General features: G+C 67.2%; 12 protein-coding genes, 1 tRNA gene and 4 pseudogenes. 14 read left to right on the top strand and 3 right to left on the bottom strand.

Annotation, left to right across the window (positions count from 1 at the left end; all coding sequences use genetic code 11):
* Positions 1-636: 636 nt before the first annotated feature.
* From J1C73_RS28455 to J1C73_RS35225, 3 genes are all read left to right on the top strand, one after another.
* Positions 637-722: transfer RNA gene (locus J1C73_RS28455), tRNA-Leu, on the top strand.
* A 112-nt stretch (positions 723-834) separates the two neighbouring features.
* The gene (locus J1C73_RS35230) at positions 835-1,527 is read left to right on the top strand and encodes a site-specific integrase (RefSeq protein ID WP_242644830.1); all 693 of its coding nucleotides are present in this window, start codon (positions 835-837) and stop codon (positions 1,525-1,527) included.
* A 72-nt stretch (positions 1,528-1,599) separates the two neighbouring features.
* Positions 1,600-2,454 carry a site-specific integrase gene (locus tag J1C73_RS35225; protein ID WP_307797817.1) on the top strand — a complete coding sequence of 285 codons (855 nt, stop codon included), beginning with the start codon at positions 1,600-1,602 and terminating at the stop codon, positions 2,452-2,454.
* Here the strand turns inward: J1C73_RS35225 and J1C73_RS28445 are convergent.
* Together J1C73_RS28445 and J1C73_RS28440 are read right to left on the bottom strand one after the other, a co-directional pair.
* Entirely contained in the window at positions 2,439-2,882 is a 444-nt protein-coding gene (locus J1C73_RS28445) for an IS5 family transposase (protein WP_307797816.1), read from the bottom strand. The two genes, J1C73_RS35225 and J1C73_RS28445, sit on opposite strands and share 16 nt — an antisense overlap.
* Positions 2,883-2,957: 75 nt before the next feature.
* Positions 2,958-4,220 carry a hypothetical protein gene (locus J1C73_RS28440; RefSeq protein ID WP_207318886.1) on the bottom strand — a complete coding sequence of 421 codons (1,263 nt, stop codon included), beginning with the start codon at positions 4,218-4,220 and terminating at the stop codon, positions 2,958-2,960.
* 359 nt (positions 4,221-4,579) lie between these two features.
* Between J1C73_RS28440 and J1C73_RS28435 the strand changes: the two are divergent.
* The 3 genes and pseudogenes from J1C73_RS28435 to J1C73_RS28425 all read left to right on the top strand — a co-directional run.
* Positions 4,580-4,786: pseudogene (locus J1C73_RS28435) on the top strand (helix-turn-helix domain-containing protein); the annotation flags it as partial.
* Between the two features lie 668 nt (positions 4,787-5,454).
* Positions 5,455-7,236 (top strand): group II intron reverse transcriptase/maturase, encoded by a 1,782-nt coding sequence (gene ltrA / locus J1C73_RS28430; RefSeq protein WP_207318885.1) that lies wholly within the window; start codon positions 5,455-5,457, stop codon positions 7,234-7,236.
* A 75-nt stretch (positions 7,237-7,311) separates the two neighbouring features.
* Positions 7,312-8,145 (top strand): annotated as a pseudogene (locus J1C73_RS28425) (transposase); the annotation flags it as partial.
* 71 nt (positions 8,146-8,216) lie between these two features.
* Here the strand turns inward: J1C73_RS28425 and J1C73_RS28420 are convergent.
* Positions 8,217-8,594 (bottom strand): nuclear transport factor 2 family protein, encoded by a 378-nt coding sequence (locus tag J1C73_RS28420; protein ID WP_207318884.1) that lies wholly within the window; start codon positions 8,592-8,594, stop codon positions 8,217-8,219.
* Positions 8,595-8,619: 25 nt separating this feature from the next.
* Here J1C73_RS28420 and J1C73_RS36125 point away from each other — a divergent pair.
* From J1C73_RS36125 to J1C73_RS28385, 8 genes and pseudogenes are all read left to right on the top strand, one after another.
* Positions 8,620-9,167, top strand: a pseudogene (locus tag J1C73_RS36125) (DUF6879 family protein).
* Positions 9,164-10,006 (top strand): helix-turn-helix domain-containing protein, encoded by an 843-nt coding sequence (locus tag J1C73_RS28415; RefSeq protein ID WP_207318883.1) that lies wholly within the window; start codon positions 9,164-9,166, stop codon positions 10,004-10,006. The pseudogene J1C73_RS36125 and the gene J1C73_RS28415 overlap by 4 nt, the downstream one beginning before the upstream one ends.
* A 569-nt stretch (positions 10,007-10,575) precedes the next feature.
* Positions 10,576-11,070 (top strand): hypothetical protein, encoded by a 495-nt coding sequence (locus J1C73_RS28410; protein ID WP_207318882.1) that lies wholly within the window; start codon positions 10,576-10,578, stop codon positions 11,068-11,070.
* Positions 11,063-11,449, top strand: a complete 387-nt coding sequence (locus J1C73_RS28405; RefSeq protein WP_207318881.1) for a DUF6415 family natural product biosynthesis protein — start codon at positions 11,063-11,065, stop codon at positions 11,447-11,449. Before J1C73_RS28410 ends, J1C73_RS28405 begins: the two co-directional genes overlap by 8 nt.
* A 241-nt stretch (positions 11,450-11,690) precedes the next feature.
* On the top strand, positions 11,691-11,882 hold the full coding sequence (locus tag J1C73_RS28400; protein ID WP_242644828.1) for a hypothetical protein: 192 nt from the start codon (positions 11,691-11,693) through the stop codon (positions 11,880-11,882).
* Positions 11,883-12,240: 358 nt separating this feature from the next.
* Positions 12,241-13,434, top strand: a complete 1,194-nt coding sequence (locus J1C73_RS35815; protein ID WP_207318880.1) for a hypothetical protein — start codon at positions 12,241-12,243, stop codon at positions 13,432-13,434.
* The gene (locus J1C73_RS28390) at positions 13,431-14,336 is read left to right on the top strand and encodes a lactate/malate family dehydrogenase (RefSeq protein WP_207318879.1); all 906 of its coding nucleotides are present in this window, start codon (positions 13,431-13,433) and stop codon (positions 14,334-14,336) included. The genes J1C73_RS35815 and J1C73_RS28390 overlap by 4 nt, the downstream gene beginning before the upstream one ends.
* Positions 14,333-14,799, top strand: a pseudogene (locus tag J1C73_RS28385) (hypothetical protein); the annotation flags it as partial. The gene J1C73_RS28390 and the pseudogene J1C73_RS28385, both read left to right, overlap by 4 nt.

Here is a 14,799-nt window from a genome sequence, read left to right as displayed (position 1 = left end):
CGGCGCGGCCGTCGACCCGCGCGGGACCAGCCGGGCCACCGCGTCCTCGAATCATGCGCCCCGAACTTCATGGGCCTGCACACGGTGATGTCCGTGGACTTCCCGCAAGGCCGGGACCTGAACATCACCCGCGTACAACGCCGCTGGGGGCAGGTCAGCATTTCCAGGGTGGGCCGGGTCCGCTTCCGGTGGGCCAAGGACCTGCCCGTCGGCAAGCGCGCAGGCGCGGAGAACCGGATCGGCGGGGCCACGAGGAGGGCGGCATCCTCGTGGCCCTGCTGCCGGGTGAGAGAACCGTGTTCATGATCACAAGTGCGGTCCTGAAGGACCCGGAGGCCCTGGGCAGGCACCCGGTCCCGCGCTGTGTGCACGACACCGTCACCCGGTAGGGGTGGCGCGCCCCTGGCGATCCGTGGCGCGCCCCTGGCGAATCGGCTGTGTGGGTGCGGCGAATTCACGTCAATTCGGATTGCCGGTCGCCACGCCCACAACCCCGTCAGGCGTGTGCCTATGCCTCTCAGGTGTGCTGACGCACCCTCAAACGGTCAATAAAATAAGACAACATCGAGCCAGTGTTCGGCCGATCGGGGGAGCCCCCCGGATAGGGTCATGTGCCAACGCGGAGCCGCGCGCCACGCCCGGATGGTGGAATGCAGACACGGCGAGCTTAAACCTCGCTGCCCCTCGGGGGCGTACCGGTTCGAGTCCGGTTCCGGGCACCACCGCGCGCATGCTGCCTGACCTGCAAATACGGCTGATTCTCTGTGTCTCTCTTTCGTGTCACGGGTGCACCCGTGGTGCACCACGGGTGCACCGACTCCCTACGGTCGGCTCATGGCATACGTTGCAACGCGGAGAGACAAGCACGGCGAGGTCTCCAGCTACCAGGTCAAGTGGCGTCTGGGCGGCGCTCGTGACGGGGACCTGCAAAGCGAGCGGTTCGACGACGTTGACTCGGCGGAGGTCTTCAAGGACGCCGTGAACGAGGCGGACCAGCAGTGGCCGTCGGGCTGGGTCAAGGGCGTTGGGTACATCACCACGGCCGGCAGGAGCGAGTGCACGAAGTTCCGGTTCCGGGAGTACGCGCTGCTGAGCGTCGAGAATCGCACCGGCATCGAGGAGCACTACCGCAATTCGATCCGGCGGGAGCTGGAGACGTACATCCTGCCGACGTTCGCGCAGTGCGACGTCCGGTCGGCCGAGCACTTCAGCCAGGACACGATCCGGCCCTGGGTGCGGCAGCTGGAGCAGACGATGGTGAGCAAGGGCCAGAAGCCGAAGCATGGAAAGCCGAAGCTCCGCAAGATGAGCCCCAAGACGATCCGGAACCTGCACGGGCTGTTGTCGAGCATCCTGGAGGAGGCGGTCAGGGCCGAGCCGCCTCTGCGGGGCAGGAACCCCTGCAAGTTGACCCGGCTGCCGCGTACCGACGACGCCGGGGCGACCGCGGAGGACGGGGAGGACATCCAGTTCCTGACCCCGGACGAGGTCGCGGGGGATCATCAGTTGCCTGACCCGCCGCAGTGACCAGCTGCTCGCCACCGTGAAATACGGGACGGTATGCGGTGGAGCGAGCTGACGGCGCTGGCACCGATGTGTGTGCTGCTCGCTGACACCGACCGGCCGAAGGCCCGTGTTCGGCGGGCGTGGAAGAGGGACGGCAAGAGCGGCTACTACCTCGGTACGCCGAAGTCGCGGCGAGGCCGGCGAACGCTGCGGGTCTCTTCGACGGTATTGGACGCCTTCGTGGAGCTGGGCCTCTACCAGCTGGACCGCGATTCGCTGTTCTGGGCCAACGACTCGGGCGAGCGCCTGCACTACTCAAGCTTCTACGACCGGTGGACGCGGGCGGTGGAGAGGGCGAAGAAAGACGGCGTGCTTCCCGTGGAGAAAACGCCGACGCCGCACGACCTGCGGCACTCTCACGCCGCAGTGCTCATCAGCGACGGACGCTCGTTGACCTATGTGCAGCGGCGTCTCGGACACGAGTCGATCAAAACGACCAGCGACACGTACGGGCATCTGCTTCCGCAGGCCGACGACGACGCGATGGACACCATCGAGCGGTCCCTTGGGGTGGCCATCAGGCCGGTGGTGTCCTGGAGGAGGCGGCCGAGCTGGGGAGGGTCGTGTACGTCATCCACTTGGACGGCGTTGTGCGGGGGTTCCACAAGCGGGACGACGCGGTGGTCGTCCTTGACCAGTGGCAGCTCGACAGGGGTCTCACAGGGCGTCTGGAGACGTGGAGTTGGACTTGGTGGCAGCGGATGCCCGGAGGGCAGAACGCTCTGCACCGGGGCATCCCGGAGCGGGTGCCGGGGGCACGCGGATACGCTCCAGGACCGGCTCGAACTGCGGGGAATCCCCGCGCTGCCCGGCCGTGATCACGATCGACGTGGGCTTCTGTCCCTGCTCGACCGCAAGATGGACCTTGGTGGTCAGCCCACCCCGTGAGCGTCCGAGCCCGTGGTCGTCCGGTTCGGTCTCGACGCCGCCGGGCGGCTTCTTCTGGAGATCCCCCTTTTCACTGCCCCAGGGGCGTGTTGATGGGCCCGGCACACCGTCGAGTCGATACTCACATCCCAAGCGATCAGGTCCTTCGCGTCCGCATGGGCCTGGAGTTCGGTGAAGATCCGCTTCCAGGCCCCATCCCGCTTCCAGGCCCCATCCCGCTGCCAGCGCCTGAACAGGTCGTAGACCCGGTCCCACGGACCGTACCGCTCAGGCACATCCCGCCACGGGGTCCCGGCCCGAGTCCGCCACCGTATGCCGTTGATCAGCTGTCGCCTGGGCCATGTCGGCGGCCGGCCAGACTTCCTGCCCTCCGGCAAGAGCGGCTCCAGCCGGGCCCACTGCTCGTCCGTCAGATCTCCGCGCGCCACAGAGTGATCATTTCGCGACCAAGATCCACTTTCGCAACAGGCTCTAGGGGCCTTCCGGCTCCGGGAGCGGCGGGGTCAGGCTGTGTAGTGGGCCGTGCGATAGCCGTTGGCTGCGGTGCGATCCACCTCGTCGGCGCCCCAGGTGTGGGGCGTCGCCAGCTTCCAGTGGGAGCGGAGCACCGCGTGCTCCGCGCGGGTCCTGGTCACGTACCACTGGCCCATCCGGCACCACGCCAGCGGCTCGTCGGCCTCCGTTGCCACGGCCCGTACGAGTTGTGACGCGTGCCGGGCGACCTCCGACTCCAAGTACTGGTTCATCCGGTAGGTGGCCTGGTCGCCGTGCTGGAACATGGCGTAGTCGGAGCCGGTCTGCGTGTGCAGCCGGCCGTCCTCCAGGGCCACCGAGCCGCTGCGTACCACCTGCTCCTGGGAGTTGCGGGCGATCCCGTCGTTGAGCCGGTTGAGCAGCTTGGCCTTCTCCGGAGTGGCCTCCGGGATCTGACCGCCGCCCGTGCCGCCCTGTGCGGAATACACTTCGTGGAGGTCGTAATCCCCGGTGTAGAGGTACTCTTTCCAGTTCTGATCGGTCTTCAGGGCCACCATCGCCGGCCCGCCGCCCGCCTGCTCCATGTCGAGCGGCACGTACTTCTCACCGTGGGCGCCCTGCTGCACGGTGCCGGGGGCGAGAGTGTCGGGTGGGTTGTCGATCCGTACGCCGGCCAGGCCCTGGTCGTTCCAGTGTCCGACGAAGCCGCTCAGGTCGTTGGCCTCCAACCAGTCCAGGATGTGCACCGGGTCGCCGTGCACCTGACCGGGGCCGTTGCCGTACTTCTTGCCGACGGAGGCGGGCTTGATCGACTTCTCCAGGATGGTGTGCGGCTTGGCCTTGGCGCCTTCCGCGATGCGTCGGATCGAGTACTCCCCGGTCTCCCGGACCGCGATGGTGTACTTGTGCTTCTTGCACACCGCCGAGATGGCGGCCCAGTGGTTCTCCCACACGATGGTCCGGAGGTCGGCCGCCCGTCGGCCCGGGGTGACGGACGGCCCGTCGAACGCACCGGCCGCGCAGACGTTCAGCACGTTGTACTTGTCCAGCTGTTGTTTCACCGGTCGGGTGTCGGCCTGACCGTCCGCCGCCCGCTGGATCCCCGGACCCGCCTGGCGGCGGTCCGCGATCATGCGCGTCGTCGCCGCATTGCCGACCGTGCGCTGCAGGGCCGTGACGGCCTCCGGGGCCATGGCCGCGGAGGCCGCAAGCACCTTGCTGCCGGACCGTCGGGCCGGGCCCGGGTCGCGCTGGGAGTGGCCGGGCTTCTCCTGCTGTTTCCTCGCTTGCATACTGAAACCACCTCGTCCCCTTCGCACCCTTGTATATACAGGGAGTTGCCCGGAGGTGGAGGGCAGTTCCGGCCTTGCTCGCTTTAGCTCTCAAGCTCGTTACCGACGAGGACCGGCACCAGGTCGCATTGTCGATCGGGGGCCGGCCCGTCATGCGCGGAAGGTGGTGGGACCGGGCGATGGCCGAGAGGAAGTACAGGCGGTGGATCGGCGAGTACGGAGGGATCGACGGTGCCCGGGTCACGCTCACGGATGAGGCGGTCGAGTAGTCGCTAATGCTCTGACCGGGAAGGTTCGCCGGGTTGGTGGTCGCGACGGTTGGATGTGCGGTGACGTCCGATCCGATCGCTGGAGGCGCGGTGGCTGAGCCTGTCCGTGTACGCAGACTGACCGACCAGGAGGGGCAGAAGCTGCAGCAGATCGTGCGCCGGGGTAGCACGAGTTCGGTGCGCTACCGGCGCGCGATGATGCTGCTCGCCTCGGTGGGTGGGAACCGGGTGCCGGTGATCGCCCAGCTGGTCCAGGCCGACGAGGACACCGTGCGCGATGTGATCCACCGCTTCAACGGTGCGACGTGAGGTCGCACATTCCAAGTGAGAGAGGCAAGGGAAGGGAGCCGCTCTTCCGGTCGGTGATCAAGGACCGGTCCCCGACCCCGGGCGCGACGCTGGTAACGGCGTGGTGCTGAGCCGGGGTAGTTGCTCAAGGAGACTGCGGGGCCACCGCGGACTTACAAGCAGGGGAAGCCCAGCAGGACGAACGAGAGTGAACCCTTGTATTTACGGCTCGTAAGGTGGACGCCGCGTCTGTGGTCTGTAAACGGCGGCGGAAGGACTGGATGTTGCAAAGCATCAGGCGGCCTCGGTGTTCGTTATCGCCGAGGCGATGATCACCGCTTGTCCCGGGTCATAGAGGGCGTGCTCGCTGGGTGCAACTTGGATGTGTGGAACACGGTAACCCCGTAGTGGTCCGGAGGGTTATCCGGTAAGCCCGAGGCAACGAGGGCCCAACTCCGCTGCGGGAACAGGAAGATTCGAGAAGCGAATGCCGCTGGGGCGAAAGCTCAGAGGAAAGACCGGATAGACGAGACTTCCCTCGCCGGTTATAACTCGGTGGATACCGGGCCCCGTGCTCGGACCCGAAAGGGTGCAGACGCGAATCTGGTGGACCTTTGAAGTGAAACTGAACAGCAACCCGAACAGTGCTGCAAGTTAGATGCAAAGGAGGTGGGAGGATGAGCCGAAAAAATACGTGTGACGCCTCGCGCGTCCCGGCAAACGGAGGCATTGACGCGGAACTATCAGCCTACTGGCACAGTATCGACTGGGCCGGGGCTGAACTACGCGTAAGGCAGCTCAGGCAGCGAATCTTCAAGGCGGCAAATGCTGGAGATCTGAAGAGGGTTCGAAATCTTCAGAAGCTCATGCTGCGATCTCACGCGAACACGTTGGTCAGTGTGAAGCGAGTGACGCAGACAAGCTCCGGCAAGGCTACGGCGGGGATAGATGGAGAGCGTGCCCTGAATCCGAGGGACCGGGCGAGGCTAGTACGGCAAATAAGTGCCGAGTCCGGGCTCGAAGTCATGCCCGTCAAGCGTGTATACATCCCTAAGGCCAATGGGAAAGTGCGGCCACTTGGCATTCCGGTGATCCGGGATCGAGTCCACCAGGCCCGCGTGAAGAACGCGCTGGAGCCTGAGTGGGAGGCACGGTTCGAGGCCAGGAGTTATGGGTTCAGACCGGGCCGAGGCTGCCATGACGCGATCGGGTTCATTTTCAATGTGGCCTCGAAGAAGGCGTCCAGGAGGCTCTGGGTGCTGGATGCGGATTTGGCGGCAGCGTTCGATCGCATCAACCATGAGCGCCTGATGGAGGCGGTCGGCACGTTTCCCGGGAGGGAGGCAGTCGAGCGCTGGCTGAAGGCGGGGGTGATGGACAGGGGGAGGTTCGCGCCGACGGAGGAGGGCACTCCGCAAGGCGGCGTGATCAGCCCGTTGCTGCTGAACATCGCTCTGCACGGGATGGCGACGGCTATCGGGGCGGATGTCGACCCGACAAGTCGGGCGGGCGTAAGGAACCCGCCCCCTGCGCTGGTGAGATATGCGGACGACTTCGCGGTGTTCTGTGCCACGGAGGAACAGGCAGGAAAGGTCAGGAGACAACTGGGCCTTTGGCTGGCGCCGAAGGGGTTGGCCTTCAATGACGAGAAGACCCGCGTGGTCCACGTTGATGACGGATTCGACTTCCTCGGATTCAATATCCGAAGGTATCAGGGAAAGCTGATCATCAAGCCGAGCAGGGGTGCCGTGGAGAAGGCGCGGCGCAAGATCAAGGAGATCGTCCGGGATGGGCGGGGCGAGTCGGTAGATTCTTTAATCCGGCAGCTCAATCCTTTCATCAAAGGATGGGCGACCTACTATCGTACCGTTGTGTCAAGTGAGATATTCCATAATCTTGACGACTATGTCTTTACCGCCTTGCGGAGGTGGGGCATAGCAGGCCACAGGAACAAAAGCTGGCGATGGATTGCCCACCGCTACTGGGGCCAGTTCAAGAGTGGCAGCAAGGACAAGTGGGTATTCGGGGATCGCCGTAGCGGCCTCCATGTCCACAAGTTCTCTTGGACCAGGATCAGCAGGCATGTGATCGTCAAGGGCACATCGTCCAAAGATGATCCAATGCTGACCGAATACTGGGCGGCACGGGACCAAAAGCGCGGGTTCCCACAGGCGGACAAGAAGTCTCATGTCTGGCTTGCGGCGCGACAGAGGGGACTGTGTACCCAGTGCGGGCTGGATCTGGTTGCGGGGGCGGAATACGAGCCCGACAACGTCCGAGAATGGGCGAGATGGTTCGAATACGGCTCCCGTACGCTCAGCGTCCACCAGAAGACGGGCGCAGGTGCCGCTGGCTCCGCTTGGAAGAATCTCGAACTTCTGCACGCCGGCTGCCATCGGCAGCTCCATGCCGGGAGCCATGAGAATCAAAACAACTGCCGCCCACAGCGGTCTGCTTGAGCCGGATGCGCTTAATGGCGCACGTCCGGTTCTGAGGGGGGCCCGGCGCAGTAATGCGTCGGGCCTACCCGACCGATCGGCCTGACCTGCCTGGACCCTCAGTGGGCGGGAGGCCGTCCCCGCCTACTCAGTCGTGACGACGAGGACTTCGTCATCCGGACGGCCACCACTCGCCCCAGCAAGCTCGGCGAGCCCTTCACCCGCTGGTCGATCCGCAAACTCGCCGCCTACCTGCGGAAAGTGCACGGACGTGTCATCCGCATCGGCCGTGAAGCCTTACGGTGCCTGCTCCGGCGCCGCGGCATCACCTTCCAGCGCACCAAGACCTGGAAGGAGTCACCCGCCCCTGATCGCGACGCCAAGCTCGACCGGATCGAGCAGGTGCTGGAACGCTTCCCGGACCGGGTCTTCGCCTTCGACGAGTTCGGGCCCCTGGGGATCCGGCCCACCGCAGGCTCCTGCTGGGCGAAGCAGGGCAAGCCAAACCGGCTGCCGGCGACCTACCGCCGCACCCACGGCGTCACCTACTTCAGCCGCGCTCAAGTCGATCCGCGCCGCCCGACCCGACGGCGCCCCGATCTACATCATCCTGGACAACCTCTTCGCCCAGCGGCGGATATCCGCCGCTGGGCGAAGAAGAACAAGGTCGAGCTGTGCTTCACCCCGACCTACGCTTCCTGGGCCAACCCGATCGAGGCCCACTTCGGCCCGCTGCGGCAGTTCACCCTGGCCAACTCCCACCACCGCAGCCACCCCGCGCAAACCCAGGCACTGCACCGCTACCTGCGCTGGCGCAACACCAACGCCCGCCACCCCGACGTACTCGCCGCCCAACGCAAGGAACGCGCCCGCATTCGCAGCGAAAAGGGCATCCGCTGGGGCGGACGCCCCCTCAACACCGCAGCCTGACCTACCGCGAACCGCAGCTCCCGAACGCCGAAGGGGAAAGTTCAGGAGAAGGACAGCGACAGAAGGATGACTCAGGAGGCGGACGGCTCGATCTCCCCCGCGAAGACGATGACCTGGTCGATGAGGCTCCGTCGCAGATGGACGACGTCCGTTCCCGCCAGGCGGGGGCCTCCATCAGGCGTGGTGAAGACCCACTGGTACCGGGCCCATTCGCCAGGCATGTCCACCGCTGAGCAGCGCACCATCGTGCCGGTCCCCGCCGGGTGGCGCCGGATGTCCAGCACGAACCGCTCGACCACCGCGATTCCCTCGCTGCGACCCAACGGTCCCCAGAAGACCACGTCTGAGGTCAGGGCCTGGGAGAGCAGGGCAGTCACATAGCTGTCGTCCGAGGCGTTGAACGCGGAGATGAACGTGTCGATCGCGGAGCGTGCGGTTTCTTCCTGCATGCCCCAGTAATACCAGCCGTTTCGCGTGCGCTCGTCCCACGAGCCGCCTTCCGATCACGGTGAACCATCCCGGTCACAGCACGAGTTCAGGCACACGGCCTGGCGGCTGGAGACGAGGCAGGGCTACGGCTCCGACCGCAACAGTGCGAAGTGGCAGCGCTGGTTGGCTGGCCAGGACGTGGCGGCCGAGCCGTTCGACGAGTGGCGGATCAACGTCCAGGCGGCGACAGAGGAGGGGCGGCGGTTCGAACGAGTCCGACTGGTCGATGACCCTCCGGCCGAGGGGCAGCACTTCCTGTTGACCACTGCTCCAGCAACGTTGCGGCCGGGGAGGACATTCGGAACCTGCGGCGCGTTGATGCGGTTCGCCTGGGTCTTCCGGACTGGGACTTCTGGCTGTTCGACTCCCGTGTCCTGATGCGATTCGTCTTCGACGAAGACGACACCACTGTGGGAGTCGTGATCTCCGAGGACCCGACAGAAGTACTCGCGGCCTGCCAGGCACGCGATAAGGCATGGCATGACGCGATCCGTACCGCCGAGTTCTCCGGGGCGGTACGTTCCACAGTGTGAGCACGGACTTTCAATCCGCCCGGATCAACCTCGGTGCGCGACTTCGTGAGCTGCGCACCGAGGCCGGGTTCGACGGTAAGGGAATCGCTGCCGTTCTGGGGTGGCAGCGCTCCAAGGTGTCGCGCCTGGAAAACGGCAAGCAGACGCCATCCCCAGCGGACATCGCGGCATGGGCGCAGGCGGCCGGCCGCGAGGACCTGACGGCGGAGCTGAAAGCCCGTCTGGCGGGGCTGGAGACCCAGTACCGCTCGTGGCGTCGGCAGCTCGCCGGTGGCCACCGGGCCCGGCAGGAGCTGGGGGTGGCAGAGAGCGCGGCCACCGAGACGATCCGCGGCCTAGAGGTCTCCCGGATCCCCGGCGTGTTCCAGACACCCGACTACGCCCGCCATGTCTTCGAGGCAAACGCGGCGTTCCGGCAGATCCCCCGCGACATCGAGGACGCCGTCAGGGCCCGGATAAGGCGTCAAGAAGACCTGTATCGGCCGGGCCGGAAGTTCCGGTTCCTGGTGTGGGAGGCCGCTCTCTACGTCCTCACCTGCCCACGCGAGGTGATGATCGGTCAGCTGGCGCGGCTGGTGGGGCTGATCGGCCTGGACACTGTCGAATTGGGTATCGTCCCGTTCGGCGCGCAGTTGCGCCGCCCGCCCACACATGGGTTCTGGATCTACGATCGGTGGCTGGTCCTCGTGGAGACCATCAATGTGGAGTTGTGGCTGGACGATGACGACAACATTGCCCTGTACGAGCGGGCCTGGACATGGATGGATGAAGCGGCGGTCTACGGCCAGCAGGCCCGGCGTCTGATCGGCCGGGCGAGGGCGTCGTTGGACCTCTCGTAGCAACGAGCCCCAACCGGCGAGAGTCCATCTGCAATCGCGAGCAATCGGTGAGTGCGAGCGCAATGGTCCTCCCTACCGTGCTGGTCATGGCTTCACGGACAAGCAATCCGGGATCGGAATGGCTGGCACTCTCGTCCCCTGACCCGGTTAGAACTCACCGGGCGTGGGCTGCCGGAGGGCTGGCTCAACTGCGCTCCACGTGGCGGGCTGGCCGCTCCGCTGCCCGCCGGCCGGGCGATACGTGGACGGCCTGGGGTGGCTGGAGGAGCCGGACGGCTCGGGCAGGCTTACCGACCCCGTCGTGCTCGGCGCAGCGTTCGGGCCGGGTGATCCGATGCGCCTTCCTGCCTCGGCGTTCGCATGACGAGGCTTGATTCCGCGGACGTGGATCTGCCAGACGTCGAGTCTCTGTCCCCGCATCAGCAGCGCGGCGTGCACCGCGTGTTCTGCGGGGCCAGCCTGCGCACCGGCGCGCTCCGGGACCTCGGGCAGCGGATCCGAGAGGTGTACGGGAACCGTGTCCACTGGTTCCCCCGGTCTTGCCTCACCTGCCCGAGGAAGGGAAAGCCGTGACCACGCTGACCACTGGAGCCGAACGGCAGCTCGCCGTCGAGCGCTGGCTGTTATCTACAGTTCCGGACCGGCGGCGGGTGCGCGAAGAGTGGCGCGAGCGCCCCTTCGCGATGTTGCCGTGCGGGTCCCTGTTCGCGGCCGTGCGCATCCCCTCCTCCGTTGTCCGGGCCGCCGCGGGGGGTGAGGGCCAGGACCCGGACCAGTTCCTCGCTGACGCCCTGATGGGCGGCCCCGTGATCTGTGACCGGTACGCGGCCCTGTACTACGCCCTGGTTCCGGCCAGCGCGGTACGGCTCTGGGCTGTCCCGGACACCGTGTGTCTGGGACGAGGCGCGGAGGTGGGTGTCCCACGGCCTGGAGTGTCCGCTGCTGACACGGCACGGGTGTACTGGTCGGTGCCGATGGATTCCGCAGGCGAGCTGTGCTCTCCCGCAGCCGTATCCCAGACCGTGATGGTGGGCCGGTACGCGTTGGCGGTGGCCCATGGATAGGGAGGCGATCCGCCACGCCTGCGTCGAGGCAACTGCGGTGGCGACCAGCGTCCTGTCCGGTGACGCGGAGCCTCCGGTCGAGCAGGTGGAAAGGCTTCGGGAGGTGCTGACCGGCCACGTGGAGGCATTGGTGGACGCGACCCGGGCGCGGTTCTCCGATGCCCCTCCCGGGGCACTGGCTGCTGTCGTCGACAAGACGATAGCCCTTGCAGAGGATTTGCTGTCCCTGCCCGTTCAGGACGGTGTGCTGGACCTGTTGGTCGTGCCTCCGCTGGCGCGGACTTTGCTGCTGATGTTTGAGGAGGCACCCGTGTTCGGGGCCTCGTGCGAGGCATCTGATCCGTTCATCGACGACTGGGCGGGTGCTGATGCTGTGTGACTACTGCCAACGCGTGCTGCTTCCGGGGCAGGGCAAGGAGATGCCGGCCTTCGGCGCCTCCGGCGCGGGCGGGGTGATCGTGGTGCACAAAGATGCGTGTCCCGGCCGGCCGCCGCCGCACCAGACCTACCCGGAGCCGCGACCCCGCTGACCGGCGCGGGCAGGCTTAGTGACCACGGGTCACCCAGCGGACGGGGCTCAGCCACCCCCTAGCGCCGTTGCTCCCTTTTTGCAGGAGGTCGTGCCCGTGAACGGGGAGTGGACGACGGGGCAGTGCTGGCGTTGCGACGAGCCCGACGTGCCTGTGCTCTGGATCGGTCCGGTACAGAGCCTGGAGCACGGCGAGGCCCCTCTCCACTGCCGTCTCCCGTGCATTCGACGCCTGGAGGCGTTCATCCGCGGCTACAACAGCCAGGGCCCGTACCTGGCCTGAAGGTCCCCCGTCCCGGTTGCTGCTCGCGCGCACGCAGCCGGGACGGGTCAATCACCACCGATCCGTGGAGGCACCTGTGCCGTCGCCGGTACGCGCTTTGATCACCGAGCCTCCGACCAACTCAGTCAGCCGCGAGGGGGTTCGCCAGCCCCGGAACCCAGCCTCGTTGAGGGCCGGGGCTGCGTGCTGGCCCATCCGAGCTGTTTCGGATTTCTACTGTTCGCCTGCCTCTGGATCGGCGCCTGCGCCTGGCACGACCTCGCCATATGAGGCGCGGGACATCGTCGTCCACCTGGAGGCAGGGGCGACATGCCTGTTCAACACCACTGGAACGCGCTCCCAAAAGGAGAGTTGGCTAGTGACACTCACTACGAGCGAGAACATGGTGCTGCTGCACACCGCGAGCCGGCGGGCCATCGCCCGCGCGGTTGAAGACCTGTGGCCGGACAAGGAGATAGCCCTCGGCCCGCAGTGCCCGAGCGTCACGTCGTACGTCCGCCGGGTCACGGTGGACGGGGAGGAGTTGATCGCAAAGTACAGCTGGCTGGGCCTGTCGCTCGTGTCGATCCTGCGGGGCGCCGGGGGTACGTGGGAGGAGGTCCAGGAAGCGCAACGCGCGTACGTCCAGAGACCCGACCTGCTGACGGTCCGCGAGGCACAGAACCTGGATTCGCTGCGCAAGCTGGGTTGTCCTCGGGTGTGCGAGACGGCCGGCCTGCACGGTGGCGTCCTCCTTACCCGGATCGCGGCGGGGACGCCCCTGGCTGACGAGCTGGCCGCACGTCCGTGGGAGACGGGGGCTCTCCTCGACGCGGTCCTCCTCGCCCTCGGCGACCTGCACGGCCCGGCCGGTGCGGAGTGCCTGCGAGGAGCTGCGCAGATCGGTGAGCGGTCTGTCGTCGGCGTCTTCCGCCGGAAGTTCAACGGCCTGAGCACCAACAGCTATCTGAGGGCGCTCGGTCGGGACAGCGGGTTCCCGGAGCACGAGCGCCAGGAGGTCGTGGAACTGGTGCAGGGCACGGTGTGGCGGCTGCTCCGGATGGGCTCTGCGGTCTCATCCCGCCGGGACACTGTGGTGTTCGGGGATCTCAAGCCGGAGCATGTCTTCATCGACGGCGCCCGACTCAACTTCATCGACCTTGCGGTGCGGTGGGCGGCCGGGCCTCACCCGGACGTCGCGAAGCTCACCGACCGGGCGCTCCTTCTCGCCGTCGGGCACCCGGAGCCGCAGGCCGGACGGCGGATCGTGCAAGGCGTCGCCTCGACGCTCGCTCGGCACGTCGCGTCGCTGCCCGAGCAGAAACGAGCGGCCCGGCTCCGTGAGGTCCTGGTCCTGTGGCTCATGGACACCGTGAGCATCCTGAGCACCTGCCTCAGTGCGCCGCCGGGGCTCCCCCTGGCTCCTCATCAGCAGTCCCTCGTCGCGCAGGCCCGTACGGTGGCCGGCGTCGTCGACCGGGTGAGCGCGCTCCTCGTGGGGTCGATGGCCGGCTCCCGGCTCCTGGACGCTGTCTTCTCCGAGGTGGAGCACAACGCCAGGGGCGCTCGGTGAGCGGCCCGGTGGTGGGGATCGTTGGGGCGGGCGCGGTCGGGCAGATCGTCGCCGCGAGCCTGGTTACCGCTGGTCTGCCCGAACGGCTTCTCGTCGTGTCCCGGCAGCCCGGTCAGGTACAGGGCTTAGCCGCCGACCTCCAGGACCTCGCCCACACCGCCCGGTCACGCTCCCTGGTCGAGGCCGGTGAGGTCGCCGACCTCCACGGCTGCGATGCGGTCGTGATCGCCCTGCGGACCGACTTCAAGAACACGGCCGGGCAGGACATCCGGCGCGGCGGGGCGGCGGCGAACGCGCCGGCTCTCGGCGCACTGGCGCGGGAGCTGCGCGGGTACGGCGGAACCGTCCTCGTCGTGACGAACCCGGTCGACCTGATGGCCCGCCGGTTCGCCGAGGTGTCGACCTGCTCCAGGGTCTTCGGGATTGGGTCGAACCTCGACTCGGCCCGATACCGGCTCCTGCTGGCCCGATATGCCCATGTGCACCCGGACCTCGTGCGCGGGCACGTGATCGGCGAGCACGGCGACCGTGCCGTGGTGTGCGCGTCGACGACCACCGTCGGCAGCCGCCCGATCGCGATCCCGGTGCGCACCGTCGTGGAAGACCTCCAGCGGCGGCCGGCCTTGATCCGTACTGGCATCGGACGCACCCGCTGCGGGCCCGCCGGCGCCGTGCTGTCCACGCTCCGCAAGGCGCTCGGCCTGGTCGACGGCATCGAGGAGCTGTCAGTGCGATACGGGGACGTCTTCCTCGGGATTCCGTTGCGCTTCGCCGGTGGCAAGGCCCTGCCGTGCCTGCCTTCCCTCACCCGTTCCGAACGCCTGCGTCTGGATTCTGCGGCCAGCAGTCTCCGCGACGCCTACGCCCATCTACCTGCTCATACCGAGAGGATCGCCACATGATCAGCGCTACCCGACTCGACGCCGCCGCGGCGGCCGTCACCGTACTCAGTAACCGGCCGGAGGTCACGGACTGGACCTTGCGCTACTTCGGTCCGTGGTGGAAGGCCGCGTCGGTGGATGCCGCCGCCGTGTGCGCCGGGGCCGTGGTGATCGCGGACGTCAAGCCGGACGCCTACGAGAAGATCACCCGTCTCGTCCACGACGGCCGGCCAACGGAGCCCGTGGACTACGCGAAGCACCTGCTGCTGGTGGCGCGCGACGGCGAGGACATCATCGCCGCGTCGCCGAGCGAGGGTGCCGCGTACCGCAGTACACCGTCCGCCGGCCGTCTCGTCCTCGCCGGGACCGACGCACAGCCCCTCGCCCTGGCCGCCGCACGCCTCGCGCGGGAAGCGATCCGTGGGCAGCTCCTCCGCGACGGGTGGGCCGTGCTCCACTCCTCCGCCGTCGTACGGCCGGACGA

This window comes from Streptomyces laculatispora, from assembly GCF_017353455.1.
Lineage (GTDB): Bacteria > Actinomycetota > Actinomycetes > Streptomycetales > Streptomycetaceae > Streptomyces > Streptomyces laculatispora.
Note: the sequence above shows the minus strand (reverse complement) of the source record. Positions and strands in the feature narration are given on the sequence as shown.

Bases quoted from the DNA above. Each gene is read 5' to 3' on its own strand.
- J1C73_RS28405 (WP_207318881.1), top strand. From the start codon at position 11,063: ATGGATAGGGAGGCGATCCGCCACGCCTGCGTCGAGGCAACTGCGGTG.
- J1C73_RS28440 (WP_207318886.1), bottom strand. From the start codon at position 4,220: ATGCAAGCGAGGAAACAGCAGGAGAAGCCCGGCCACTCCCAGCGCGAC.
- ltrA (WP_207318885.1), top strand. From the start codon at position 5,455: ATGAGCCGAAAAAATACGTGTGACGCCTCGCGCGTCCCGGCAAACGGA.
- J1C73_RS35230 (WP_242644830.1), top strand. From the start codon at position 835: ATGGCATACGTTGCAACGCGGAGAGACAAGCACGGCGAGGTCTCCAGC.
- J1C73_RS28420 (WP_207318884.1), bottom strand. From the start codon at position 8,594: ATGCAGGAAGAAACCGCACGCTCCGCGATCGACACGTTCATCTCCGCG.